The organism is Anaeromyxobacter paludicola (genome assembly GCF_023169965.1).
GTDB classification, from domain to species: domain Bacteria; phylum Myxococcota; class Myxococcia; order Myxococcales; family Anaeromyxobacteraceae; genus Anaeromyxobacter_B; species Anaeromyxobacter_B paludicola.
In genome coordinates, this window is the sequence record NZ_AP025592.1 from 4,270,705 (window position 1) to 4,295,000 (window position 24,296).

The following is a 24,296-nucleotide window of genomic DNA, read 5'->3' on the forward strand; positions in this document are numbered from 1 at the left end:
GCCCGAAGGGTCCCCGATCATTACAAGTCGGGGTGTTAGGTTGGAGGCCCTCCTCCCCGCGTCCCCCCTCGACGCCCACCACAGGAGCCCGCCGTGCCGATGTTCTTCAACAAAGACGACAAGAAGGGCGACAAGCCCCGCGCGCGCAGCCTGCCGCTCCTGCCGCTCCGGGACATCATCGTCTTCCCGCACATGGTGGTCCCGCTCTTCGTCGGGCGCGAGAAGTCGATCGCCGCGCTCGAGGAGGCCATGGCGCAGGACAAGGCCATCCTGCTCTGCGCCCAGAAGAAGGCCAAGACGAACGAGCCCTCGCCGGACGACATCTTCGCGGTCGGCACCCTCGGCTCCATCATCCAGCTGCTGCGGCTCCCGGACGGGACGGTGAAGGTGCTCGTCGAGGGCAAGCGGCGCTGCCGCATCGTCCGCTTCGGCCCGAGCGAGAAGTTCTTCGAGGTGGAGGCCGAGGAGATCGCGGAGCCGGTGGAGCGGACCGTGGAGCTCGAGGCGCTGATGCGCTCGGTGCACTCCACGTTCGAGGCCTACGTCAAGCTCAACAAGCGGATCCCGCCCGAGATGCTGATGAGCGTCTCGACCATCGACGACCCGGCGCGCCTCGCCGACACCATCGTCGCGCACCTCTCGCTCAAGCTGAACGACAAGCAGGCGATCCTCGAGACCGAGAGCCCGCAGAAGCGGCTCGAGAAGCTCTACGAGCTCATGCAGGGGGAGATCGAGATCCTGCAGGTCGAGAAGAAGATCCGCACCCGCGTCAAGAAGCAGATGGAGAAGACGCAGAAGGAGTACTACCTCAACGAGCAGATGCAGGCGATCCAGAAGGAGCTCGGCGAGCGGGACGAGTTCAAGAACGAGATCCAGGAGCTCGAGGAGAAGATCAAGAACAAGAAGATGTCGAAGGAGGCCACCCTCAAGGCCAAGAAGGAGCTCAAGAAGCTCAAGATGATGAGCCCGATGAGCGCCGAGGCCACGGTGGTCCGCAACTACATCGACTGGATCCTCACGCTCCCCTGGTACGAGTACACCGAGGACAAGCTCGACATCGCCGAGGCGGAGAAGATCCTCGACGAGGACCACTTCGGCCTGCGCAAGCCCAAGCAGCGCATCCTCGAGTACCTCGCCGTCCAGAAGCTGGTGGACAAGATCAAGGGCCCCATCCTCTGCTTCGTGGGCCCCCCCGGCGTCGGCAAGACCTCGCTCGCCCGCAGCATCGCCCGGTCGATGGGCCGCCGCTTCGTGCGCATCAGCCTCGGCGGCGTCCGCGACGAGGCCGAGATCCGCGGCCACCGGCGCACCTACATCGGCGCGCTCCCCGGCAAGATCATCCAGTCGCTCAAGAAGGGCGGCTCGGGGAACCCGGTGTTCCTGCTCGACGAGGTGGACAAGATGTCCACCGACTTCCGCGGCGATCCCTCCGCGGCGCTGCTCGAGGTGCTCGACCCCGAGCAGAACCACAACTTCAACGACCACTACCTCGACCTCGACTACGACCTGTCGAAGGTGATGTTCATCTGCACCGCCAACACGCTCGGCGGCATCCCGGGCCCGCTCCAGGACCGCATGGAGGTCATCCGGATCGCCGGGTACACCGACCTCGAGAAGCTCGCCATCGCCAACCGGTACCTCGTGCCGAAGCAGGTGGAGCAGAACGGGCTCGAGGGCGTGGACCTGCGCTTCCGCAAGGACGGCCTGCGGCTGCTCGTCGATCGCTACACCAAGGAGTCGGGCGTCCGCAGCCTCGACCGGACCATCGCCAGCATCTCGCGCAAGATCGCGCGCGACGTGCTCAAGAACGGCAAGGAGAAGAAGTGGGTGGTCGGCCAGAAGACCGTCCAGCGCCTCCTCGGCCCGCCCAAGTTCCGCTACGGGACCGCGGAGGCGATGGACCAGGTCGGCCTCACCACCGGCCTCGCCTGGACCGAGCTCGGCGGTGAGCTCCTCACCATCGAGGCCACGGTGCTGCCCGGCAAGGGCAAGCTCATGATCACCGGCAAGCTGGGCGAGGTGATGCAGGAGTCCGCCCAGGCCGCCATGAGCTACGTGCGGTCTCGGGCCCGCGCGCTCGGCCTCGACACCCGCTTCATCGAGAACATGGACATCCACGTCCACGTCCCCGAGGGCGCCATCCCCAAGGACGGCCCGTCGGCCGGCATCACCATGGCGAGCACGCTCGTCTCCGCCCTCTGCAAGATCCCGGTCCGCAAGGACGTGGCCATGACCGGCGAGATCACCCTGCGCGGCCGGGTGCTCCCCATCGGCGGGCTCAAGGAGAAGGTCCTCGCCGCCCACCGCGGCGGCATCAAGAAGATCCTGATCCCGAAGGAGAACGAGAAGGACGTGCGCGAGATCCCGAAGCGGGTCCGCGACGCCCTCGAGATCATCCCGGTGGAGCACATGGACGAGGTGCTCCGGGAGGCGCTGGTCCTCGCCAACCCGGAGACCTTCCTGAAGCAGCCGCCCGAGAACGGCGTCGAGGGCGTGGAGGCCGTGGGGGCCGTGGCCGACGAGGTGGCGGCGAAGAAGCGCGAGCCGGGCGCCGGCGCCGGCGCCGCCGAGCCGACCGCGCACTGACGCCGGGCGGGGGAGCCGCCAGGGAGGGGATCACCCCGGTTCCCGGAGCGGCTCCACCCGCGCGTAGTACCGCTTCGCGCCCCTCGCGCTCGGCAGGGGCGCGAGCCCCAGCCGCGCGAGGTCCCAGCCCGGCGCGCCGTCCTTCACGAGCACCGCCCTTCGCGCCACCCGCCGGGCCTCCCGGAGCGTCTCGGGCGCGAGCGGGCGCGGATCGGCGAGCCGCCGGACCAGGTCGAAGCCGGGCGGCTCGGCGCGGCCGTAGCGGAACATCGGGTCGAAGCAGACGAGGTCGAAGCTCCCGGCCGGCAGCCCGGCGAGGAGCGCCGCCGCGTCGCCCGCGCGCGCCTCCACCCGCCGCGCCGCCGGGTGCGGGTGACGCGCGAGCCCCTCCGCCACCAGCGCCGCCAGCGCCGGCGAGGCCTCCAGCCCCACGACGCGCCCCTCCGGTCCCGCGGCGGCCGCGGCGACGAGCGCGTCGGCCCCGAGCCCGAGGGTGCAGTCGAGGATCCGCTCGCCCGGGCGGATCGCCGCCGCCGCGAGGAACGGGTCGGCGGTCGGGTCGCCGGCCTTGTCGAGCCGCTTCAGCCGGAGCGCGCCCATGCCCGGATCCCAGCGCCGCTCGGCGCCGTCGAGCCAGAGCGCCGCCGCGCGCGGGGAGAGGACCAGCAGCGCCTCGGCGCCCGCCTCCCGGGCCACCTCCGGCAGCGAACGCCGGCCGCGCTCGGCGAACGGCAGGCCGTGCCGATCGGCGGCGGCGCGGGCGGCGGCCCGCTCGTCCGACCGGGGATGGAGCGGGGTGGTGACGGTGACTCTCACTCGGAGCGGAATCCTAGCCTTGACGGCTCATCGATAAAAGTTATTGAATTGTTGCATGCCACCCCGCAACAGGAAGCCCGCTGGCCGCGCGGCCAGGGTCCGCAGCTTCTCGGCGACCGACGAGGACCTGGCGATGCTCGAGGCCGTGGCCGGGTACCACGGCTTCACCCGCTCGGCCACCCTGGTCGGGCTGGTCCGGCGCGAGTTCTGGCGCCTGTTCCCCGCCGGCACCGCCGGCATCCGCCCCGCCCAGGGCGCCCGGGTGAAATCATGAGCCTGCCCGCCTTCCCCATCCACGATCCGGTGGCCAGCCCGCGCGCCGGCAGCGACCTCTCCGCCGCCCAGATCGGCGAGCTCGAGGCCGAGATCCGGGCCCTGGCGCGCGAGAAGGACGCCGTCATCCTGGCGCACAACTACCAGGTGCCGGAGGTGCAGCGGATCGCCGACTTCACCGGCGACTCCCTCCAGCTCGCCATCCAGGCGCAGCGCGCCCCGCAGTCCACCATCGTCTTCTGCGGCGTGCACTTCATGGCCGAGTCGGCCAAGGTGCTGAACCCCTCGAAGCGGGTCCTGCTCCCGAACCTCTCCGCCGGCTGCTCGCTCGCCGACTCGATCACCGCCGAGTCGCTGGAGGACTGGAAGGCCCGCTACCCCGGCCACGCCGTCGTCACCTACGTGAACTCCACCGCCGAGGTGAAGGCGCTCTCCGACGTCTGCTGCACCAGCGCCAACGCCGCGAGCGTGGTGCGCTCCCTGCCGGAGCAGAAGATCCTCTTCACCCCCGACCGGAACCTCGGCAACTGGGTGAAGAAGAAGGTGCCCGAGAAGGAGATCGTGGTCTACGACGGCTGCTGCCCGGTCCACGACGTGCTGCGCGGCGCGAGCGTCTGCGGCGTGAAGAAGGCGCGGCCCGACGCGGTGGTGATCGCCCACCCCGAGTGCCGCGAGGACGTGATCGCGCTCGCCGACGAGGTCTGCTCCACCACCGCCATGCTCGGCGCGGTCGAGCGGCACCCCGGCGCCCACACCTTCATCGTCGCCACCGAGCACGGCATCCTCCACCAGCTCAAGCAGCGCCACCCCGACAAGGAGTTCGTGGTGGCCGACGGCTGCATCGGCTGCCGGATGCACTGCCCCTACATGAAGATGGTGGACCTCGAGATGGTGCGCGACGCGCTCCGGCGCGGGAAGCACGAGATCGACGTCCCCGCCGACGTGGCCGAGGGGGCGCGGCGGGCGCTGGAGAGGATGATCGCGGTCCCGCGCGATTCGTAGCTCGGCGCACGATCCCGGCCGATCTCGGGCGGGCTCGTCGACTGCGCTGCTCGCCGTACCTTAGTACGGCTGCGCTGCTCGCTCCTCACGCGCCCGACCTCGGCTCGGGCTTGTGCGCCTTGTGAGGAGTGCCATTCAGTTCGCATAACAGAACGGCCGCGCTCCCGGGGGGGGGAGCGCGGCCGTCGCGTTTCAGCGTGATCTTGCGGCGGCTACTTGCCCGCCGGGACCTTCCCCTCGACGCCCTTCACGTAGAAGTTGACCGCGCCCTTCCAGGCCTCGTCGGCCACGACGCCCTTCGCGAGGACCTCCTTGCCGGTGTTGTCCACGATGGGGCCGGTGAAGACCGCGAGCGTGCCGGCCTTGAGCCCCTGGCGCGCCTCCTCGACCTTCGCCTTCGCCTCGGCGGGCGCGAACTCGGCCACCTTGACGAGATCCACCGTGCCCTCCTTCACGCCCCACTTCGTGACCTCGGGCTTCCAGGTCTTGTTGAGGACGTCGTTGAAGGTCTTCACGTAGTAGCCGCTCCAGTCGAGCGCGCAGGAGCCGAGGTGGGCCTTGGGGGCCACCGCGCTCATGTCGCTGTCCCAGCCGAAGGCGTACTTGCCGTTGCGCTCGGCGGCCTGCAGCACGGCGGAGGAGTCGGTGTTCTGGAGGAGCACGTCGGCGCCGCCGTTGAAGAGCGACTGGGCCGCCTCGGTCTCCTTCGGCGGGTCGAACCAGGCGCTGACCCAGACCACCTTGGTCTTGATCTTGGGGTTCACGCTCTGGGCGCCGAGGGTGAAGGCGTTGATGTTGCGGAGCACCTCGGGGATCGGGAACGAGCCGACGAAGCCGAGGACGTTGGTCTTGGTCATCTTGCCGGCGACGATGCCGGCGAGGTAGGCGCCCTCGTAGAACTTGGCCTCGTAGACGCGGAGGTTGTCGCTCGTCTTGTAGCCGGTGGCGTGCTCGAAGTAGACGTCCGGGTTGTCCTTCGCCACCTTGACGATGGCGTCCATGAAGCCGAAGGACGTGGCGAAGATCACCTTGTTGCCCTGGGCGACGAGGTCGCGGAGGACGCGCTCGGCGTCCGGCCCCTCGGGGACCTTCTCGACGAAGGTGGTGGTGACCTTGTCGGCGCCGACCTTCTCGACCGCCTCGCGGCGGCCCTTGTCGTGGGCGAAGGTCCAGCCGGCGTCGCCGACCGGCCCGACGTAGATGAAGCCGGCCTTGAGCGGCGCGGGCTTGGCGGGAGCCGGCGCGGCGGCCTCCGGCTGCGCGGCGGGCGCCGGCGGCGCCTCCTTCTTGCTGCAGCCGGCGAGCGCGGCGGCGAGCGCCGCGGCGAGCGCGGCGTGCTTCGTCAGGGAAAGGTTCATCTTCGGGGTTCTCCTCTTCGGGGTGTGGGTTCGCTGCTCGGGTGCGAGGCTTCCATCAAGCGCCCGGGACGAACGGCTTGCCCAGCGACGCGGGCATGTTCAGCCGGATCCAGAGCGGGTTCCGCGAGATGAGGACCAGCACCACCACCGTGGAGAGGTAGGGGAGCATGGCCATGAACTGCGCCGGGAGCTGCACGCCCCCGGCCTGGAGGTGCAGCTGCAGCATGGTGACGCCGCCGAACAGGTAGGCGCCGAGGAGCACGCGGGCCGGTCGCCAGGTGGCGAAGACGGTGAGCGCGAGGGCGATCCAGCCGCGCCCCGCCACCATCCCCTCCACCCAGAGCGGCGTGTAGACCACCGAGAGGTAGGCGCCGGCCACGCCGCAGAGGGCGCCGCCCAGCACCACCGCCGCGAGCCGGATGCGCCGCACCGGATACCCGAGCGCGTGCGCCGAGACCGGCGACTCCCCGACGGCGCGGACCACGAGCCCGAGCCGCGTCCGGTAGTAGACGAGGGCCATCGCCCCCGCGAGCGCGATGGCCAGGTAGACCATGGGGTGCTGCCGGAAGAGCGCCGGGCCGACGAAGGGGAGGTCGGCGAGGAGCGGCACCCCGTGCCGCGAGCCGGTCTGGAGCTGACGGCCCACGAGCGGGATCCCGGCGAAGGCGGAGAGGCCCGAGCCGAAGAGGCTCACCGCGAGCCCGGTGGCGTACTGGTTGGTGTTGAGCCAGATGACGAGCCAGCCGAGCACGAGCGACAGCGCGGCGCCGGCGAGGGCGCCGGCCCCGAAGCCGAGCCACTCGCTCCCGGTGTGGAGGGCGACGGCGAACCCGCTCACCGCCGAGACCAGCATGAGCCCCTCGGCGCCCAGGTTGATCACGCCCACCCGCTCGTTGACGAGCAGGCCGAGACCGGCGATGGCGAGCGGGGTGCCGGCGCTGAGCGTCGCGGCGACGAGCAGGTCGAGGCCGTTCACGGGGACCTCCGGAGGCGGGGGCGCCAGTGGACGAGGGCGTCGCAGGCGAGGAGCGAGAGCAGCAGCACGCCCTGGAACACGCCCGCCAGCGCCGAGGGGAGCCCCACCCGCGACTGGGCCAGCTCGCCGCCGATGAGGAAGGTGGAGAGGAGCAGGCTCGAGAGGATGCAGCCGAGCGGGTGGAGCCGCCCGACGAAGGCCACGATGATGGCGGTGAACCCGTAGCCCATCGAGACGTGGGGGGTGAGCTGGCCCATGGGGCCGGTCACCTCGAGCGCCCCCGCCACGCCGGCGAGCCCGCCGGAGACGAGGAGGGTGGTCCAGATGGCCGCGCGGGAGGAGAAGCCGGCGTAGCGCGCCGCGAGCGGCGCCGGCCCGCCCACCTGCAGCTGCATGCCGCGGTAGGTGCGGAACATGAACAGCCACATCGCCACCGCCGCCACGAGCGACAGCGGGAAGCCGGCGTTGACGCGCATGCCGCGGAACAGCCGCGGGATCTCGGTCGCGGCGGCGAACTGCACGGTCTGCGGGAAGTTGAAGCCGTGCGGGTCCTTCCACGGGCCGAACACCAGCCAGGAGAGGAAGAGGTTCGCCACGTAGACCAGCATGAGGCTGACCAGGATCTCGTTGGCGTGGAAGCGGTCGCGCAGGAGCGCCACGATGGCCGCCCACGCGGCGCCGCCGAGCGCGCCCGCGAGGAGGGCGACGGGCAGGAAGGCCCACGGGCTCACGGTGGTCCCGGCGTTGGTGGCGAGGAGCGCGACGCCGCCGGCGGTGATGCCGCCGAGCAGGAACTGCCCCTCGGCGCCGATGTTCCAGATGTTGGAGCGGAAGCAGAGCGCGAGCCCGAGCGAGCAGAGCACGAGCGGCGTCGCCTTGAGGGCCAGCTCGGCGAGGGCGCGGGGGCCGTCGAAGGGATCGACGAGGAAGACCGCCAGCGCGCGGCCCGGGTCCTTCCCGAGGGCGTAGAAGATGCCGCCGCCGATCGCCACCGTGAGCGCGAGCGCGATCACCGGCGAGAGCAGGCCCATGAGCGCGGACGGGGAGGGGCGGGACTCGAAGCGGATCACCGGTGGGCCCCCGTGGTGCCCTGCGCCGGCTGGCCGGGCTCGGGCCAGAGGCCGCTCATCCACTCTCCCACGAGCTCCACGGTGGCGTCCTCGGTGGGGATGGAGGGCGAGAGGCGGCCGCGCGCGATCACGTGCAGCCGGTCGGTCATGGCGAAGAGCTCGTCGAGCTCCTCCGAGACCACCAGCAGCGCGCAGCCCTTGTCGCGCAGCGCGATGAGCTCGCCCCGGATCTGGGCGGCGGCGCCCACGTCCACGCCCCAGGTCGGCTGGGCCACGATGAGCACCTTGGGCAGCGCGTCGAGCTCGCGGCCGACGATGTACTTCTGGAGGTTCCCGCCGGAGAGGCTGCGCGCCACCGCGCCCGGCCCGGCCGCCTTCACCCGGTAGCGGTCGAGGATGGCCGCCGCCTGGTTGCGCAGGAAGCCGCGGTCGATCCAGCCGAGCTTGCCGAGCGCCTCGTGGCGGGTCAGGAGCAGGTTGGCGGCGAGCGAGAGCCCCGGCACCGCGCCGCGCCCGAGCCGCTCCTCGGGGACGAAGTGGAGCCCGAGCCGCCGCCGGTGCCCGGCGCCCATGTGGCCGATGCCGTTCCCGAAGAGCTGCACGGCGCCGGTGTCGGCGCGCGGGTCCTCGCCGGAGAGCGCCGCGAGGAGCTCCTGCTGCCCGTTCCCGGACACGCCGGCGATGCCGACGATCTCGCCGCCGCGCACGTCGAGCGACACGTGCCTCAGGTCCACGCCGAAGCGGTCCACCTTGGGGAGCGAGAGGTCCCGGACCCGGAGCGCCAGCTCGCCGATGACCGGCGCCTTGCGCTGCAGCTTGGGCGGCTCGGCGCCGATCATGAGCCGCGACAGGCTGGCGGTGGTCTCCCGCGCCGGGTCGCAGGTCCCGGCCACCTTGCCGCCGCGCAGCACCGTGCAGGCGTGGCAGAGGGCGCGGATCTCGTCGAGCTTGTGGCTGATGTAGAGGATCGAGCAGCCGGTCGCGGCGAGCTTGCGCAGGGTGACGAAGAGCTTCTCGACCGCCTGCGGCGTGAGCACCGAGGTCGGCTCGTCGAGGATGAGCAGCCTCGGCTCCGTCAGCAGCGCCCGCACGATCTCCACCCGCTGCCGCTCGCCGACCGAGAGGGTGTGGACCGGCCGCTCCGGCTCGATCTCGATCCCGTACTCGGCGGCCTTGCGCCGGATGCCGGCCTCCACGTCCTTGAGCCGGGTGCGCCGGTCCAGCCCGAGCCAGACGTTCTCGCCGACGGTCAGCGTGTCGAAGAGCGAGAAGTGCTGGAAGACCATCGCGATCCCGAGCGCGCGCGCCTCGTGCGGGCTGCGGATCTCGACCGGCCGCCCGTCGAAGCGGATCTCCCCGGCGTCCGGCCCGAGGGCGCCGTAGATGATCTTCATCAGCGTGGACTTGCCGGCGCCGTTCTCCCCGAGGACGGAGTGGATCTCCCCCGGCATCACCGTCAGGGCCACGTCGTCGTTGGCGACGACCGGCCCGAAGCGGCGGGTGACGTGCGCGAGCTCTAGGCGCGGGACGGTCAGGGGGCGTCGCTCCCGTGCTTGATGGGGGTGACGAACCGGTAGTCGATGTCCCAGGGGAAGTAGATCCACTTCTCCTGCTTGAACTCCTTCACGAAGGTGTCCACCAGCGGCCGCCCCTTGGGCTTCGCGTAGAGGCAGGCGAAGTGGGCCTTCGGGAGCCGCTCCCGCACGGCGCGGGCGGTCCGGCCGGTGTCCACGAGGTCGTCCACGAGGAGCCAGCCCTCGCCGTCGCCCTCCACCATCTTGAGCCAGGTGAGCTCGCCCTGCTTCTGCTGCGCCCCGCCGGCGGAGCTCGCGCCGTAGCTCACCACGCAGACCGTGTCGATGAGCCGGATCTCGAGCTCCCGGGCGATGAGCGCGGCCGGGACGAGGCCGCCGCGGGTGATGGCGATGATCCCCTTCCACTCCCCCATCCCGTGCAGCACCCGCGACAGGTAGCGCGCGTCGCGGTGCAGCTCCGGCCAGGAGATGACGATCTCGTCCTTGTAGGGGTTGAGATCCTCGGAACGCGCCGCCGCGCCCGGGCGGTCGGGCGGGGCGCTGGGGTCGTTCGCCATGGGAAGGTTCTTCTCCGTTCCAGCCCCGGCCCGGGGCAGATTGGCGCGGCAGTATGCCACGAAGACGTTCGCCCCGGCAGGGGCTCGTGGTCTCCGCCAAGGGTGGGTTTGTGCTACCCCAGGAAGGGCGGCGCAATTCTCAGTATCATCATGTTCTCGATATGGGAGCCCCCATCGGCGAGCCCCCCTCGCGGCCTGCTGGGCCGCCCGCCGCCGGCGAGGCGGACCGCGGAGCCACGGGCCCGTCCGGGAGCCCCGACGCCGAGGCCGTTCGCGCCGCCGTCGCGGCGGCGGCGCGGGGCCTCTCCGTCACCGGCGAGGCCTTCTTCAGGAACCTGGTGCTGCACCTCGCCCAGGCGATCGGGGCCGACTATGTGGTGGCGGGAGAGCTCCTGCCGGGCGACTCCCAGGTCCGCAGCCTGGCCTTCTGCCTCGACGGAGCGCTGCAGGAGAACGTCACGTACGGGCTCGCCGGCACCCCCTGCGCCGGCGTCCTCTCGGGCCGCACCTGCGCCTGGAACGGCGGCGTGCAGGAGGCCTTCCCGGCGGACGCCATGCTCGGCGACCTGGGCGCGCACGCCTACGTCGGCACCCCGCTCCGGGACACCGCCGGGAAGCCGGTCGGGCTCCTCGCCGCGCTCTTCCGCCGGCCGCAGCCCGACTTCGCCACCGCGAGCGCCCTCCTCGAGATCTTCGCGGCGCGCGCCGGCGCCGAGCTGCAGCGGCAGCAGCACGAGCGCGAGTCGGTGGCCGCGCGGGAGCGGCTCGCGCTGGCGCTCTGGAGCAGCGATCTCACCTTCTGGGACTGGGATCTCCGGGCCGGGCGGGCGGTGGTGGACGACCGCTGGGCGCGGATGCTGGGGTTCGAGCCGGACGAGCTGCAGCCCGACTGGTCGGTGCTGGTGGGGCGGGCCCACCCCGAGGACCGGGAGCACCTGCTCCGCACCACCCGCGAGCAGCTCGCCCACGGGCCGCACCTCGACGTCACCTACCGCCTGCAGGCGAAGGACGGCAGCTGGGTCTGGGTGCGCAGCCGGGCCAAGGTGGTCGAGCGGGACGCGCGCGGCGAGCCCCTGCGGGTGGTCGGCACGAACCGCGACGTCACCGCCGAGAAGCGGCTCGAGGAGCAGCTGCTCCACTCGCAGAAGATGGAGGCGGTGGGCCAGCTCGCCGGCGGGGTGGCCCACGACTTCAACAACCTGCTCACCTCCATCCTCTCCGCCGCCGAGTTCGCGGCCGAGTCGCTCCCGGCCGGCGCGCCGGCGCTCGAGGACATCGCCATCGTCCGCGAGGCCGGGCAGCGCGCCGCCCAGCTCACCCGGCAGCTGCTCGCCTTCGCGCGCCGCCAGCCGCTGGAGCCGCAGGTGGTGGACCTGCGCGCGTCGCTCGTCGCCACCGAGAAGCTCCTGCGCCGCATGCTCGGCGAGGACGTGGAGCTGGTGGTCTGGCCCGACGCCGAGCTCTGGCCGGTCCGGCTCGATCCGGCCCAGTTCCAGCAGGTGATCGTCAACCTGGCGGTGAACGCCCGGGCGGCCATGCCGGGGGGCGGCCAGCTCACGGTGGAGGCGCACGACGCCACGCTCGACGCCGCCGCCGCGGCGGCGCTCGACCTCGCCCCCGGAGACTACGTCCACGTGCTCGTGACCGACACCGGCCACGGCATGGCGCCCGAGGTGCTGGAGCGGGTCTTCGAGCCCTTCTTCACCACCCGCGAGCCGGGGAAGGGGACCGGCCTCGGCCTCGCCTCGGCCTACGGGACGGTGGCCCAGGCCGGGGGCCAGCTGCGGGCCGAGAGCGCCCCCGGGGTCGGCTCGGTCTTCCACATCTACCTGCCGCGCTGCCACGAGACGCCGCCGGCCGCCTCCGCCCCGCCGCCCGCCGAGCCCGGGGCCCGCGGCGGCGGCGAGACGGTGCTCCTGGTGGAGGACGACCCGCTCGTCCTGCAGGTGAACGGGCGGGGGCTGCAGGCGCGCGGCTACCGCGTCCTGCCCTGCCGCGATCCGGAGGAGGCGCTCGCGCGCGCCGCCGAGGCCGGTCCCATCGACCTGCTGGTCACCGACGTGGTCATGCCGCGCCTCTCCGGGCCGGACCTGGCGCGGCGCGTGGGTGAGGCGCGGCGCGGGCTGCGGGTGCTCTTCGTCTCGGGCTACAGCGGCGGGCGGCTCGCCGGCAGCGCCCGGCGCCGCTTCCTCGCGAAGCCCTTCACGCCCGACGAGCTGGCGGAGCGCGTGCGCGAGGCCCTCGACGGGCCGCCCTGAGACGGCGAAGGGCCCGGCCGCGCGCGGCGACCGGGCCCTCCCGTCTCACGCGTCGGGGCGGACGGCTACTTCTGGCCCTTCAGCTCCTTCACGATCCGGCCGGCCCCGTAGATCCTGTCGAGCGCCTCGACGAGCGCGCTCGAGTGGACCGCGACCGCCCGGTTCACCGCCGGATCGAAGCCGTAGTCGCCGCCGAGCGACTGGATGTTGCCGTCGAAGATGAGGCCGACGATCTGGCCGTTCCGGTCGATCACCGGCGACCCGGAGTTTCCGCCGATGATGTCGTTGGTGGTCGCCATGTCGAAGGACGTGGCGAGGTTGAGCCGCGGCTTCGCGTCGAGCCAGCTCTTCGGCAGCGCGAACGGATCGCGCCCGGTCGCCCGGTCGAAGGCGCCGCCGATGGTGGTGAGCGGCTTCACGTACTTGCCGTTCTCCTGGTAGCCCTTCACCGAGCCGTACGAGAGCCGGAGCGTGAAGGTGGCGTCGGGGTAGGTGCTCGTCCCCTCGATCTCGAAGCGGGCGCGGGCGACGATCTCGTCGTTCTTCTTCTGCACCGCCTCCACCTCGTCCTCGTACCTCTTCCGGATGGCGCGGCCATCGGGGTCCACGAACCGGGCGAACTCGATCATCGGGTCCTTGGACGCGTCCACCGCCGCCTTGCCGCCCTCCCAGAGATGCTTGCGCAGCGCCGGGTCGGCGAGCTTCGTGCCCTTCACGAGCTCGGTGGCGAGCTCCTCGGGGGACTTCTTGCCGAGGACCTTCTTCACGAACGGATCGTCGGCGCCCAGGTTCTCGCGGAGCTTGGTGAGCGAGAAGGTGAGCTCGAAGACCTCGAACTCGGGGTAGATGGGGGCGGTCGAGAAGAGCGCTTGGGTGACCGCCGGCAGGGCCGACTCACGGAACTCGCGGAGCCGCTTCTCGTTGGGCTTGGTGCGCTCCTCGCCGCCGCGGACCAGCGCCCGGGCGTGGTGGAAGAGCTCGCCCTGGAACCCGCCGCCCTGCTCGATGTAGCGCAGCGGCTTGCGGATCTCCTTGAGGGTGGCCTGGCTGCGGGCGACCGCGTCGAAGGCCGGCAGGAACTGCTTCGCCTTCTGCGGGTCCTGGCCCAGCTTCGCCTTGAGGGCGTCCTCGTCCTTCACCTTCGACTGGAAGAAGGCCTTGTCGGTGAGGGCCTCGAAGCGCCCCTTGAGCGCCTTGATGCCGTTCTCGACGTAGAAGAGGGTGGCGTTCGAGTGGCGGGCCTCCTCGGGGCCGCGCTTCTGGTACTGCGTGAGCTGGCCGCGGAGCTCGGAGAGGCTGAAGAGCCGCTCCGGCAGGGCCACGTCGCGCTGGTACTCGAGCTCGGAGATGGTGAGCTGGCGCGACGTGCCGCCCGGGTGGCCGGAGACGAAGGTGAGGTCGCCCTCCTTCACGCCGGCCGGGGACCACTTGAAGTAGTCCTTCATCTGCGCCGGCTTGCCGCCGTCGTAGACGCGGATGAAGGAGACGTCGAGGTCGTACCGCGGGAACATGAAGTTGTCGGGGTCGCCGCCGAAGAAGGCGATGGCGAACTCGGGCGCGAAGACGAGCCGGACGTCCTGGAAGCGCCGGTACTTGTAAAGGTTGTAGACGCCGCCGTGGTACAGCGTCACCACCTCGCACCGGAGCGCGTCGGAGGTCTGGCAGGCCTTCTCCAGCCGCGCCATCGCGCCCTTCTGGGCCTCGAAGTACTGCTGCCCCTCGAGCCCGGCGGTGGCCTTGTTCATCTCGGCCGTCACGTCGGTGATCTCGACGAGCTGGTTCACCTCGATCTCGGGGCACTTCACCTCGTCCTGGAGCGTCTTCGCGTAGAAGCCGCTCTTCACGAAGTCCTTCTCGCCGGTCGAGAGCTGCTCGATGCAGCTGTGGGCGCAGTGGTGGTTCGTCATCACCAGGCCGTCCGGCGAGACGAAGCTCGCCGAGCAGCCGCCGGCGAGCCGCGCCGAGGAGAGCTGGGCGTGCTTCAGCCACTCCGGCGAGGGCCGGAAGCCGTAGGCCTGCTCCACCTTCTGAGAAGGGAAGTTGTTGTAGGTCCACATGCCCTCGTCGGCGCGCGCGGCGAGCGGCGCGAGCGCGAGAGCGGCGAGAGCGGCCAGCTTTCTCATGTCGGCTCCTGGGTGAGGTCGGGCCCCCCGAGACTCGGGCTCCGGGCCGGAGGGGACGTAAGCGAACGAGCATGCTCGCGCCTGCCCGATTCCAGAGTCAAGGGAAAGCCTGAACGGGTTCGCCGCGCCCGCGGCCGCGATCCGGCCCCGCCGGGCGAGGGAGCGGCGAGGGGCCGTCCTTATCGTTGGGCCATGGCCATCTCCTTCGAGACCGACCCGTCGCGCTACCGCCACTGGCGCCTCGCGCTCGAGGGTCCGGTGGCCCGGCTCGGCATGGACGTGCGCGAGGACGCCGGCCTCGAGCCCGGCTACGCGCTCAAGCTCAACAGCTACGACCTCGGCGTGGACCTGGAGCTCGCCGACGCCCTCCAGCGCCTCCGCTTCGAGCACCCCGAGGTGAAGGTGCTGGTGGTCGAGAGCCTCAAGGACAGGGTCTTCTGCGCCGGCGCCAACATCGGGATGCTCGGCCGCGCGTCGCACCCCTTCAAGGTGAACTTCTGCAAGGAGACCAACGAGACCCGGCTCGCCCTCGAGGACGCGAGCGCCTGCTCGGGGCTCCGCTCGCTCGCCGCCCTCGGCGGCACCTGCGCCGGCGGCGGCTACGAGCTCGCCCTCGCCTGCGACCGGATCCTGCTCGTGGACGACGCCTCGAGCGCGGTCTCGCTCCCCGAGGTGTCGCTGCTCGGGGTGCTGCCCGGGACGGGCGGGCTCACGCGGCTCGTGGACAAGCGGCGCGTCCGGCGCGACCTCGCCGACGCCTTCGCCACCTCCGGCGAGGGGGTGAAGGGGAAGCGCGCCCTGGAGTGGCGGCTCGTGGACGAGCTCGTGCCGCGCTCGCGCTGGGCGGCCCGGGTGGCCGAGGCGGCCGCGGAGCTGGCGGCCACGAGCGATCGGCCGGGCGGCCCCGGCGTGCCGCTGCCGCCGCTCGCGCCGGAGGTCTCGGAGCGCGAGGTCCGGTACCGGTTCGTCACGCTGCGGCTCGAGCCGGGCGGCCGGGCGGCGGGCCTGACGGTCCGGGCGCCCGAGGGGGACGAGCCGCGCGGCGGCCCGGCGCTCCTCGCCGCCGGGGCCGCGGCCTGGGCGCTGCGCGCCTTCCGCGAGCTCGACGACGCGCTGCTGCGGCTGCGCTTCCACCACCCCGAGGCGGGCACGGTCCTGCTCCGGGCCGAGGGCGACCCCGCCCGCGTGCTCGCCGCCGACGCGGGGCTCCTCGCCGCCCGGGATCACTGGCTCGGCCGCGAGGTGCTGGCGCACGTGAAGCGGGTGCTGAAGCGGCTCGACGCCACCGCCCGGACCTTCTTCGCGCTCGTCGAGCCCGGCTCCGCCTTCGCCGGGTCGCTCCTCGAGCTCGCCCTGGCCGCCGACCGGCAGTACGCGCTCGACGACCCCCAGGGCCGGTCGGCGCTCTGGCCGGGGCCGATGAACGCCGGGCCGCTCCCGGCCGCGAGCGGCCTCACCCGGCTCGAGGCCCGCTTCCTCGGCGAGCCGGGCCAGGCCGCCCGGATCGCGGCGATGACCGGGCCCATCCCGGCCCGCGCCGCCCTCGACCTCGGCCTCGTCACCTTCGCCCCCGACGAGCTCGACTGGGACGACGAGGTGCGGGTCGCGATCGAGGAGCGGGCGAGCCAGAGCCCGGACGCGCTCACCGGCCTCGAGCAGAACCTGCGCGCCGTCGGCCCCGAGACCATGGAGACGCGGATCTTCGGCCGGCTCTCGGCCTGGCAGAACTGGATCTTCACCCGGCCGAGCGCCACCGGGGAGCGCGGCGCGCTCACGCTCTACGGCAAGGCCGGGCAGCGACCGGAGTTCGATCCGCGGAGGACCTGACCGATGCCCCACCTCTCGGACGAGGCCATCCCCAACAACGTGAACCTGGCGGAGGACCGCAAGCTCCAGCGGGCGCTCGAGGCGTGGCAGCCCGACTTCCTGCGCTGGTGGCTGGAGGTCGGGCCGGAGGGCTTCCAGGCCGCCGACGTCTGGCTCCGGACGGCGGTCTCGGTCCGGCCGGAGGGCTGGGCGGTGTACGACTACGTGCGCATGCCCGAGTACCGCTGGGGCGTCTTCCTCGCCGACTCGCCGCCCGACCGGCGGATCGGCTTCGGCGACTTCCTCGGCGAGCCCGCCTGGCAGGAGGTGCCGGGCGAGCACCGGACCACGCTGCGGCGCCTGGTGGTGACGCAGGGGGACACCGAGCCCGCGTCGGTGGAGCAGCAGCGGATGCTCGGCCACACCTGCCCGTCGCTCTACGACCTGCGCAACCTCTTCCAGGTGAACGTGGAGGAGGGGCGGCACCTCTGGGCCATGGTCTACCTGCTCCACCGCTTCTTCGGCCGCGACGGGCGGGAGGAGGCGGAGGCGCTGCTGGCGCGCCGCTCCGGCGACGCCGACCGGCCGCGGATCCTGGGGGCGTTCAACGAGCCCATCCGGGACTGGCTCGACTTCTTCATGTTCACCACCTTCACCGACCGGGACGGCAAGTACCAGCTGCTGGCCCTCGCCGAGTCGGGCTTCGATCCGCTCTCGCGCACCACCCGCTTCATGCTCACGGAGGAGGCGCACCACATGTTCGTGGGGGAGAGCGGCGTGGCGCGGGTGGTGAAGCGCAGCGCCGAGCTCACGCGCGACCTCGGCGATCCGCGCCGCGGCGGGGGGATCGAGCTGCCGCTGCTGCAGAAGTACCTGAACCTCTGGTTCTCGCTCTCGCTCGACCTCTTCGGCGGCGAGGTCTCCACCAACGCGGCCGCGTTCTTCGGCGCCGGGCTGAAGGGGCGGGCGCACGAGGAGCGCTTCGCCGACCACCGGGCCCTCGACGCGGCCTACCCGCTCGACCTCCCCGACGCCGCCGGCGCGCTCCGGCGCGAGGAGGTGCCGCTGCGCAACGCCATGAACGAGGTGCTGCGCGACGCCTACGTGGAGGACTGCGAGCGGGCGGTGGCGCGCTGGAACCGGCACCTCGCCGCGGCGGGGCTCCCGGACCGGCTGCGGCTCCCGTCGCGCCGCTTCCACCGGCAGCAGGGGGCGTTCGCCGGGCACCGCTTCGATCCCGACGGGCGGCCGCTCACCGAGGACGAGTGGGCGCGGCGGTCCGCCGCCTGGCTGCCCTCGGCCGAGGAGCGGGCCTACGTGAAGAGCCTGCAGGCGCGCCCGGTGACCCGGCCGGGCGAGATGGCCGCCTGGATCGCGGCGCCGCCGAAGGGGATCGAGGGCAAGCCGCTCGAGTTCGAGTACGTGCGCACGGAGGCGTGATGCCGGTGACCAACGCGCAGTCGGGGACGCGGGTGGACGAGGTGGCGGAGGGCATCTACCGGATCAGCACGCCGGTGCCGCCCACCGTCATCCCCGGGGGCTTCTCCTTCAACCAGTACCTCGTCGTGGACGACGAGCCCTTGCTCTTCCACACCGGCCCGCGCCGGATGTTCCCGCTGGTGCGCGAGGCGATCGCGTCGGTGCTGCCGGTCGAGCGCCTGCGCCACCTCGCCTTCTCGCACTTCGAGTCGGACGAGTGCGGCGCGGTGAACGACCTCCTCGCCGCCGCCCCCGCGGCCGCCCCGGTCTGCGGGCGGATCAACGCCATGATCAACGCCGACGCCTGGGACCGGCCCCCGCGCGCGCTCTCCGACGGCGAGACCCTCTCCCTCGGGCGCCACCGCGTCACCTGGCGCGACACCCCGCACCTGCCGCACGGCTGGGAGTGCGGCTACCTCCACGAGGAGACCACGCGGACCCTCCTCTGCGGCGACCTCTTCACGCAGGGCGGCGAGGGGGGCGCGCCGCTCACGCGGGAGGACGTGCTCGGCCCGAGCGAGGCCCTGCGCGCCCGGCTCGACTACTTCTCGCACGGCCGGGACGCGGGCGCGCTCCTGGAGCGGCTCGCCGGGCACGCGCCGCGGACGCTCGCCTGCATGCACGGCAGCGCGTGGGAGGGCGACGGGGCCGCCCTCCTGCGCGAGCTCGCCGTGGCGCTGGCGCGCTGAGCGGCGGCTGGCGGGCCCCCCGGCGCCGTGGTACGCGAGCGGACCGATGCTCTCGCGCCGCACCGCCTGGGACCTCGCCGGAAACCGGCTCTCGAGCCGGCTCGAGGCGCTCCGCGCCGCGGGCCGCCCGCTCCTCGACCTCTCCGAGGCGAACCCCACCCGCTGCGGGCTCGGCTGGTCCGCCGCCGAGCTCGGCGCGGCGCTCGCCGACCCGCGGGTGTCCGACTACGAGCCCACGCCGCAGGGGCTGCCGGCGGCGCGCGAGGCGGTGGCGGCCTACCTCGCCGGTCACGGCGCCGCGGTCCCGCCGGAGCGGATCCTGCTCACCTCGTCCACCAGCGAGGCCTACGCGCTCCTCTTCAAGCTCCTCTGCGATCCGGGGGACGAGGTGCTGGTCCCGTCCCCGAGCTACCCGCTGCTCGACCTCCTCGCCGGGCTCGAGTCGGTGGCCCTGCGCCGCTATCCCCTGCGCTACGACGGCGAGTGGCACCTCGATCGGGCGGCGCTCGCGGCGGCGGTGGGGCCGCGCACCCGGGCCGTGGTGGCGGTGAGCCCATCCAACCCGACGGGCTGGCTGCTCGACGCCGGCGACCTCGCGTTCCTGGAGGCGCTCGCCGGCGAGCGGGGGCTGGCGCTCCTCGGCGACGAGGTCTTCGCCGACACCGCGCTCGCGCCGCGCGCCAGCGCCGCCGGCGCGCGGGGCTGCCTCGCCTTCCACCTCTCCGGGCTCTCCAAGGTGTGCGGGCTGCCGCAGCTCAAGGCGGGGTGGATCGCGGCCGCCGGCCCCGAGCCGCTGGTCGCGCCGGCGCTCGCCCGGCTCGAGGTGGTGGCCGACACCTGGCTCTCGGTCTCCGGGCCGGCCCAGCTCGCCCTCCCGGCGCTGCTCGGGCGCCGCGAGCGCTTCCTCGGGCCGCTGCGCGAGCGGCTCGGGCAGAACCGGCGCGCGCTCGCGTCCGAGGCGGAGGGGGCCCCCTTCGACCTGCTCCGGAGCGGGGGAGGGTGGTCGGCGGTGCTGCGGCTCGGCGAGGCGGTGGACGAGGAGGCGCTCTGCCTCGCGCTGCTGGAGGACGGCGTGGTGGCGCAGCCCGGCTTCTTCTACGACTTCGAGCGCAACGGACACCTCGTGATATCGCTCCTCCCGGAGCCCGGCCGTTTCAAGGACGGGATCTCGCGGATCGGCGCGCGGCTGCGCTATAAACGGGCTCAATGAACCGGCTCAAGATCTGGGTCCTCACGCTGCTCGCGGTCGGTGCCGGGCTGGCCGGCCTCTTCTTCCTGACCGGCAACGCCGTCGAGCGCGCGCAGGCCGAGCAGGACGCCCGCCTCTCGGCCGCCGCGGCCCATCTCGACGCCCGCGTCCAGCTCCTCTCCCGGCAGGCCACCGAGGTCGCCGAGGCGGCGGCCCGCGCCGACGCCGTGAAGGCCGCCCCGCCGGACGGCGCCGGGTTCGGCCTGGCCGCGCAGGCCGCCCTCGAGGCCGCGCTGAAGGGCGCCGGGCTCGACGCCTCCCGCGCCCTCGCCGGCTACGCCCAGGGGCAGACCGCGCGCGTGGACGCCGCGGGAAAGCCGCTCGACCCCAAGGACCCGCCGGCGCAGCGCGCCGTCGAGGCGGCCGCGGGGACCGCTCAGAAGGGGTTCGTGCGCACCGCCGATGGGGTCTGGTACGCCGTCGCCCTCCCGGCCGGCCCCGGCGCGGCGCTGGTCGTCGGCCTCCCGCTCGACGCCGCCTTCGCGAAGGCGTTCCGGGCCGAGAGCGGGGCGGAGCTCCTCGTCTCCGCCGACGTGAAGCGGACCGTGAGCTCGCTGCCCGCGGCCGAGTCGCCGCAGCTCTTCGCCCTGCCGCGGACGGCCGGCGCGGCGCCCACCGGCGTCGGCCGGCTCGCGCCGGCGCAGGTGGCCGGCGTCCCCGCCCCGCTCCTGCTGGCCTCGGCGCCGGCCTGGCGGGCGCGGGTCGAGAAGCTCGGCGCGAGCGGCGCCGCCGTGGTCCTGGCCGTGCCCACCGCCCCCGCGCTCTCCGGCCTGGTCCCGTTCCAGTACGCGGCCCTCGTCGCGCTCGCGCTCCTGCTCCTCGTCGGCCTCGTGCTCGGGGCCACCGCCCACGACGGGCCGCGCATGCCGCGCGACCTGCTGGCCGCCGCGGAGAAGGTGGGGCAGGGCGACTACACCGCGCGGGCCCCCATCGTCTCCGGCCCGCTCGGCACGGTCGCCCAGGCCATGAACCGCGCCTCGCAGGCCGCGCTGGCCATGCAGGCCATCAGCCGCGAGGAGCCGCCTTCGCAGCTCGCGCCCGCGCCGCCGCCCGCTCCCGCGCGCCCGGGGGCCGCGGAGGAGCCGGCGCCGCAGCCGCCCGCCGCCTCGGTGCTCCCGCCGGAGCCCGCGCCCGCCGCGGCGCCGTTCGCGCCCGAGAGCCCCGAGCCCGGCCTGTTCGCCGAGCCCGGGAGCCACGCCGCCGCCGCGCCGCCGCCGCCCGAGCCGCCGCCGGCCCCGGCCGCGGTTCCCTACGAGCCGGCGCCCGCGCCGTACCGCCCGGCCGCCTTCGAGCCGCCGCCGCCCTACGAGCCGCCCGCGCCGCCGCCCTACGAGGCGAGCGCGCCGTCCGCCCCGTGGAGCGCGCCCGTCGAGCCCGCGCCGGAGGCCGTGCCGCTCCCGCCGCCGCGCGCCGACACCATCACCGGGGCGACCAACCTCACGACGCCCACGCGCGAGCTGATGCTGCAGGGCATGGCCGCCGCCGCCGAGCAGAGCGCCCCGCCGCCCGCCCCGACCGGCGAGGAGGCGGCCTGGCGCGACGTTTTCTCGCACTTCCTCGACGCCCGCACCCGCAGCGGGGAGGGGACCGCCGGCCTGACCTGGGAGAAGTTCCAGGCCAAGCTCCAGAAGAACAAGGAGCAGCTGCAGCAGAAGTACGGCTGCCGCGACGTGCGCTTCTCTGTCTACCTGAAGGAAGGGCGCGCGGCCCTCAAGGCCACGCCGGTCAAGTAGCCGAACCTCATGGACGAGCCGGTCGTCTCCATCCGCGGCGTCGCGAAGCGCTTCGGCGCCTTCACCGCGCTCGGGGGCGTGGATCTCGACGTGCGCCGGGGCGAGATCTTCGCGCTCCTGGGGCCCAACGGCGCCGGGAAGACCACGCTCATCAGCATCGTGGCCGGGCTGCTGCGCGCGAGCGCCGGCACCGTCCGCGTGCTCGGCCGCGACGTGGTGGCCGACTACCGGTACACCCGCCGCCACGTGGGGCTCGTCCCGCAGGAGATCAACTTCGACCCGTTCTTCACGGTCGAGGAGGCGCTCCGGATCCAGGCCGGCTACTTCGGCGTGACGCTGGCGCCGGAGCGGCTCGAGGAGATCCTGGTCGCGCTCGACCTGGTCGCGAAGCGGCACGTGAACGCGCGCGCCCTCTCGGGCGGCATGAAGCGGCGCCTCCTCATCGGGAAGGCGCTGGTCCACGCGCCCGAGGTGCTCTTCCTCGACGAGCCGACCGCCGGGGTGGACGTGGAGCTCCGGCAGCAGCTCTGGCGCTACGTCCGCACCCTGCAGTCGCGCGGGACCACCATCGTGCTCACGACCCACTACCTCGAGGAGGCGGAGGAGCTGGCCGACCGGGTCGGGATCATCGACCGGGGGCGGCTGCTGCTCGTGGAGGACAAGGCCGAGGTGCTCCGCCGCTACGCCAAGAAGACGCTCCGCGCCACCCTGGCCGCGCCGCTCGCCGCGGTCCCGCCCGCGCTCGCCGGCATGGGCGCGCGGCTCGAGGACGGCGGGAGGATCCTCGCCATCGACGCCGAGCCCGGCGCGTCCTTCGGGCGGGCGGTGGCGGCGGTGGCCGCCGCGGGGCTCGCGGTCGAGGACGTGGAGACCCAGCGCATGCGGCTCGAGGACGTGTTCGTCACCCTGCTCCGGAGCGATCGGTCGTGATCGGGCTCGGGCTGCGGACGCTGCTCGCGAAGGAGGTGCGCCGGTTCCTGCGGGTGCCGGGGCAGACCATCCTCTCGCCGATCATCACCACCACCCTCTACTTCGTGGTGTTCGGCTGGTCCCTCGGCAGCCGGCTCAAGGAGGTGGAGGGGGTGCCGTACGCCCGCTTCATCGTGCCGGGCCTGGTGACGCTGGGCGTGATCTCGAACGCCTACCTGAACAGCGCCTCGTCGATGTTCGTGATGAAGCTGCAGGGCACCATCACCGACCTGCTGGTCTCGCCGCTCTCGTACGGCGAGGTGCTGGCGGGCTTCGTGGGCGCGGCGGTGCTCCGCGGGTTGCTCGTCGGGCTGCTGATGTGGGGCGTGGCGGGGGTCTTCACCGGCTTCGGGATGGCCCACCCGGTCGAGGCGGCGGTCCTCCTCCTCCTCATCGCCATCGCCTTCTCCGCGCTCGGCTTCATCACCGCCGTGTGGGCGACCTCGTTCGAGCAGATCAACTTCTTCCCGACCTTCATCATCACGCCGCTCACGTTCCTGGGCGGCGTCTTCTACTCCGCGAGGATGCTGTCGCCGGGGCTCCGGCGCTTCACGCTCCTGAACCCGATCTTCTACCTCGTGGACGGGGTCCGGCACGGCATGCTGGGCCTCTCCGACGCCCCCGGCGCGGCGGGGCTGGGGATCGCGCTCCTGCTCTGCCTCGTGTCGCTCGGCGTGAGCTGGTGGATGCTGCGGACGGGCTACAAGCTGCGCGGCTAGCACGCGCGCTGCGAGGCTTCTTCCGCTTCCGCCACCTCGAGCCTTCGCCCCTCACGCCCAGGCTTCGGCTCACCGTTCCGCAGGAACGCGGCACGCTGACCGAGCGCGCCACTCCCTTGCGCAGGCACGAGGCACTCCCTCCCGGCAGGCCCCGAGGCACTCCCTCCCGCAGGCACGCGGCACTCCCTCCCGGCAAGGCCCCGAGGCACTCCCTCCCGCAGGCGCGCGGCATTCCCACCTCGGCAGGCCCCGAGGCACTCCCTCCCCGCTCGGGCGGGGAGGGCAGGGGAGGGGCGGCCAGCGGTGCAGCGCGCCTCCTTTGCACCACGCTCTCAGCTCGCGCCGCGGGGCCGCCGGGAGCCCACCGCTGCGGTGCTCGCTCCGGCGGCTCCGCCGGTCGCGGTTCGTCGAGCGGCGCCGTGGGCGCAGAGCGCTCGACCCCGCTGCCGTGCCGATCTGGCTAGGGTTGGCGGCTCCGGCTGTGGCGTTGCACGGGGGAGCGGCGCTTCCATCGTGTCACGCGGTCCGATGCCGGCGGGCGGCCCGCCTGCGCTGCGCGCCTCGGGAGGGCTCCCGGCGGCCTTTGGTGCGGCGCTGATCGCCCTGGCGGCCCATGCCCGCTCGCCGACACTGGCGCGGAGCGAAGCGCCGGGGTGGGCGGAGGGCGCCTTGCGAAGCGCCGCCCTGAGTCCCTCGTGTGCCGGGGCCGCGCCCGTCGTGCCTCGTGAGCGCGCCGAGGACTGCCCGACGACGACCGGCGCACAGCGCCGGGCGGCGGAGTCCCGCAGGCGCGCACGCGCTCCACCCAGTCTGCGCGGACCGCCCGTGTCGAGCCCAGCCGGCGCGGAACTCAGCGCCCGGAGCACACCCCGGCGCGTGAGCGCAGCCGCGCGTGCTTCAGCGACCGGAAGCAGCGGAGCCGTGGCGCCCGTTTCCTCCCGGCGCGCTGAAGGAAACAGCAGTGAACTGTGGGAGCAAAAGCCTTTCGCCGTGCCGATCGCTCTCGGCTCGCGTGTGGCGGGCCCCGAACAGCACCGTCTCCGCGTACGCCACGCAGTCGCGCATCCGCGCGGCGCGGCGCGAGCGCCCCCGACCCGA

18 protein-coding genes are annotated in these 24,296 nt (G+C 73.3%); 11 read left to right on the forward strand and 7 right to left on the reverse strand.

Annotated elements, in window-relative coordinates; genetic code table 11:
• Positions 1 to 99: 99 nt before the first annotated feature.
• Entirely contained in the window at positions 100 to 2,586 is a 2,487-nt protein-coding gene (lon, locus tag AMPC_RS19050; protein ID WP_248343116.1) for an endopeptidase La, read from the forward strand.
• A gap of 30 nt (positions 2,587 to 2,616) precedes the next feature.
• On the opposite strand, the gene AMPC_RS19055 is transcribed toward lon, so the two are convergent.
• The gene (locus AMPC_RS19055; protein WP_248343117.1) at positions 2,617 to 3,402 is read right to left on the reverse strand and encodes a class I SAM-dependent methyltransferase; all 786 of its coding nucleotides are present in this window, start codon (positions 3,400 to 3,402) and stop codon (positions 2,617 to 2,619) included.
• A gap of 55 nt (positions 3,403 to 3,457) precedes the next feature.
• On the opposite strand from AMPC_RS19055, the gene AMPC_RS19060 reads away from it, so the two are divergent.
• Both AMPC_RS19060 and nadA read left to right on the forward strand, forming a co-directional pair.
• Positions 3,458 to 3,676 (forward strand): hypothetical protein, encoded by a 219-nt coding sequence (locus AMPC_RS19060; RefSeq protein ID WP_248343118.1) that lies wholly within the window; start codon positions 3,458 to 3,460, stop codon positions 3,674 to 3,676.
• Entirely contained in the window at positions 3,673 to 4,677 is a 1,005-nt protein-coding gene (nadA, locus tag AMPC_RS19065; RefSeq protein WP_248343119.1) for a quinolinate synthase NadA, read from the forward strand. The genes AMPC_RS19060 and nadA overlap by 4 nt, the downstream gene beginning before the upstream one ends.
• 212 nt (positions 4,678 to 4,889) lie before the next feature.
• Here nadA and AMPC_RS19070 read toward each other — a convergent pair whose 3' ends face one another.
• From AMPC_RS19070 to gpt, 5 genes are all read right to left on the reverse strand, one after another.
• Complete coding sequence (locus AMPC_RS19070) at positions 4,890 to 6,035, reverse strand: BMP family ABC transporter substrate-binding protein (RefSeq protein ID WP_248343120.1); 1,146 nt, start codon at positions 6,033 to 6,035, stop codon at positions 4,890 to 4,892.
• Positions 6,036 to 6,090: 55 nt separating this feature from the next.
• Positions 6,091 to 7,011 carry an ABC transporter permease gene (locus AMPC_RS19075; protein WP_248343121.1) on the reverse strand — a complete coding sequence of 307 codons (921 nt, stop codon included), beginning with the start codon at positions 7,009 to 7,011 and terminating at the stop codon, positions 6,091 to 6,093.
• Positions 7,008 to 8,081 carry an ABC transporter permease gene (locus AMPC_RS19080; protein ID WP_248343122.1) on the reverse strand — a complete coding sequence of 358 codons (1,074 nt, stop codon included), beginning with the start codon at positions 8,079 to 8,081 and terminating at the stop codon, positions 7,008 to 7,010. The genes AMPC_RS19075 and AMPC_RS19080 overlap by 4 nt, the downstream gene beginning before the upstream one ends.
• Positions 8,078 to 9,547, reverse strand: a complete 1,470-nt coding sequence (locus AMPC_RS19085; RefSeq protein WP_248343123.1) for an ABC transporter ATP-binding protein — start codon at positions 9,545 to 9,547, stop codon at positions 8,078 to 8,080. The genes AMPC_RS19080 and AMPC_RS19085 overlap by 4 nt, the downstream gene beginning before the upstream one ends.
• A 65-nt stretch (positions 9,548 to 9,612) precedes the next feature.
• Complete coding sequence (gpt, locus tag AMPC_RS19090; RefSeq protein ID WP_248343124.1) at positions 9,613 to 10,173, reverse strand: xanthine phosphoribosyltransferase; 561 nt, start codon at positions 10,171 to 10,173, stop codon at positions 9,613 to 9,615.
• Positions 10,174 to 10,334: 161 nt separating this feature from the next.
• On the opposite strand from gpt, the gene AMPC_RS19095 reads away from it, so the two are divergent.
• On the forward strand, positions 10,335 to 12,431 hold the full coding sequence (locus tag AMPC_RS19095; protein ID WP_248343125.1) for a PAS domain-containing hybrid sensor histidine kinase/response regulator: 2,097 nt from the start codon (positions 10,335 to 10,337) through the stop codon (positions 12,429 to 12,431).
• Between the two features lie 65 nt (positions 12,432 to 12,496).
• On the opposite strand, the gene AMPC_RS19100 is transcribed toward AMPC_RS19095, so the two are convergent.
• Positions 12,497 to 14,554: a S46 family peptidase gene (locus AMPC_RS19100; protein WP_248343126.1), complete on the reverse strand. Its 2,058-nt coding sequence runs from the start codon at positions 14,552 to 14,554 to the stop codon at positions 12,497 to 12,499.
• A 192-nt stretch (positions 14,555 to 14,746) separates the two neighbouring features.
• Between AMPC_RS19100 and boxC the strand changes: the two genes are divergently transcribed.
• Genes boxC through AMPC_RS19135 form a run of 7 tightly spaced genes read left to right on the forward strand, consistent with a single transcriptional unit; the run spans position 14,747 to position 23,198 of the window.
• Positions 14,747 to 16,381 (forward strand): 2,3-epoxybenzoyl-CoA dihydrolase, encoded by a 1,635-nt coding sequence (gene boxC, locus AMPC_RS19105; RefSeq protein WP_248343127.1) that lies wholly within the window; start codon positions 14,747 to 14,749, stop codon positions 16,379 to 16,381.
• A gap of 3 nt (positions 16,382 to 16,384) precedes the next feature.
• On the forward strand, positions 16,385 to 17,800 hold the full coding sequence (gene boxB / locus AMPC_RS19110; RefSeq protein WP_248343128.1) for a benzoyl-CoA 2,3-epoxidase subunit BoxB: 1,416 nt from the start codon (positions 16,385 to 16,387) through the stop codon (positions 17,798 to 17,800).
• A complete protein-coding gene (locus AMPC_RS19115; protein WP_248343129.1) occupies positions 17,800 to 18,528 on the forward strand; it encodes an oxygen-binding di-iron domain-containing protein in 729 nt (242 codons plus the stop codon). The genes boxB and AMPC_RS19115 overlap by 1 nt, the downstream gene beginning before the upstream one ends.
• A 46-nt stretch (positions 18,529 to 18,574) precedes the next feature.
• Complete coding sequence (locus tag AMPC_RS19120) at positions 18,575 to 19,738, forward strand: pyridoxal phosphate-dependent aminotransferase (protein WP_248343130.1); 1,164 nt, start codon at positions 18,575 to 18,577, stop codon at positions 19,736 to 19,738.
• Positions 19,735 to 21,510, forward strand: a complete 1,776-nt coding sequence (locus tag AMPC_RS19125) for an MXAN_5187 family protein (protein WP_248343131.1) — start codon at positions 19,735 to 19,737, stop codon at positions 21,508 to 21,510. Before AMPC_RS19120 ends, AMPC_RS19125 begins: the two co-directional genes overlap by 4 nt.
• A gap of 9 nt (positions 21,511 to 21,519) precedes the next feature.
• The gene (locus tag AMPC_RS19130) at positions 21,520 to 22,440 is read left to right on the forward strand and encodes an ABC transporter ATP-binding protein (protein ID WP_248343132.1); all 921 of its coding nucleotides are present in this window, start codon (positions 21,520 to 21,522) and stop codon (positions 22,438 to 22,440) included.
• On the forward strand, positions 22,437 to 23,198 hold the full coding sequence (locus AMPC_RS19135) for an ABC transporter permease (protein WP_248343133.1): 762 nt from the start codon (positions 22,437 to 22,439) through the stop codon (positions 23,196 to 23,198). The genes AMPC_RS19130 and AMPC_RS19135 overlap by 4 nt, the downstream gene beginning before the upstream one ends.
• Positions 23,199 to 24,296 lie beyond the last annotated feature (1,098 nt).

What these genes read in the sequence shown, in the direction of transcription:
- lon (WP_248343116.1), top strand. Translation starts at nt 100, where the DNA reads ATGTTCTTCAACAAAGACGACAAGAAGGGCGACAAGCCCCGCGCGCGC.
- AMPC_RS19070 (WP_248343120.1), bottom strand. Translation starts at nt 6,035, where the DNA reads ATGAACCTTTCCCTGACGAAGCACGCCGCGCTCGCCGCGGCGCTCGCC.
- AMPC_RS19100 (WP_248343126.1), bottom strand. Translation starts at nt 14,554, where the DNA reads ATGAGAAAGCTGGCCGCTCTCGCCGCTCTCGCGCTCGCGCCGCTCGCC.
- nadA (WP_248343119.1), top strand. Translation starts at nt 3,673, where the DNA reads ATGAGCCTGCCCGCCTTCCCCATCCACGATCCGGTGGCCAGCCCGCGC.
- boxB (WP_248343128.1), top strand. Translation starts at nt 16,385, where the DNA reads ATGCCCCACCTCTCGGACGAGGCCATCCCCAACAACGTGAACCTGGCG.
- AMPC_RS19120 (WP_248343130.1), top strand. Translation starts at nt 18,575, where the DNA reads ATGCTCTCGCGCCGCACCGCCTGGGACCTCGCCGGAAACCGGCTCTCG.
- gpt (WP_248343124.1), bottom strand. Translation starts at nt 10,173, where the DNA reads ATGGCGAACGACCCCAGCGCCCCGCCCGACCGCCCGGGCGCGGCGGCG.
- AMPC_RS19095 (WP_248343125.1), top strand. Translation starts at nt 10,335, where the DNA reads ATGGGAGCCCCCATCGGCGAGCCCCCCTCGCGGCCTGCTGGGCCGCCC.
- AMPC_RS19060 (WP_248343118.1), top strand. Translation starts at nt 3,458, where the DNA reads ATGCCACCCCGCAACAGGAAGCCCGCTGGCCGCGCGGCCAGGGTCCGC.
- AMPC_RS19130 (WP_248343132.1), top strand. Translation starts at nt 21,520, where the DNA reads ATGGACGAGCCGGTCGTCTCCATCCGCGGCGTCGCGAAGCGCTTCGGC.
- AMPC_RS19125 (WP_248343131.1), top strand. Translation starts at nt 19,735, where the DNA reads ATGAACCGGCTCAAGATCTGGGTCCTCACGCTGCTCGCGGTCGGTGCC.
- boxC (WP_248343127.1), top strand. Translation starts at nt 14,747, where the DNA reads ATGGCCATCTCCTTCGAGACCGACCCGTCGCGCTACCGCCACTGGCGC.
- AMPC_RS19115 (WP_248343129.1), top strand. Translation starts at nt 17,800, where the DNA reads ATGCCGGTGACCAACGCGCAGTCGGGGACGCGGGTGGACGAGGTGGCG.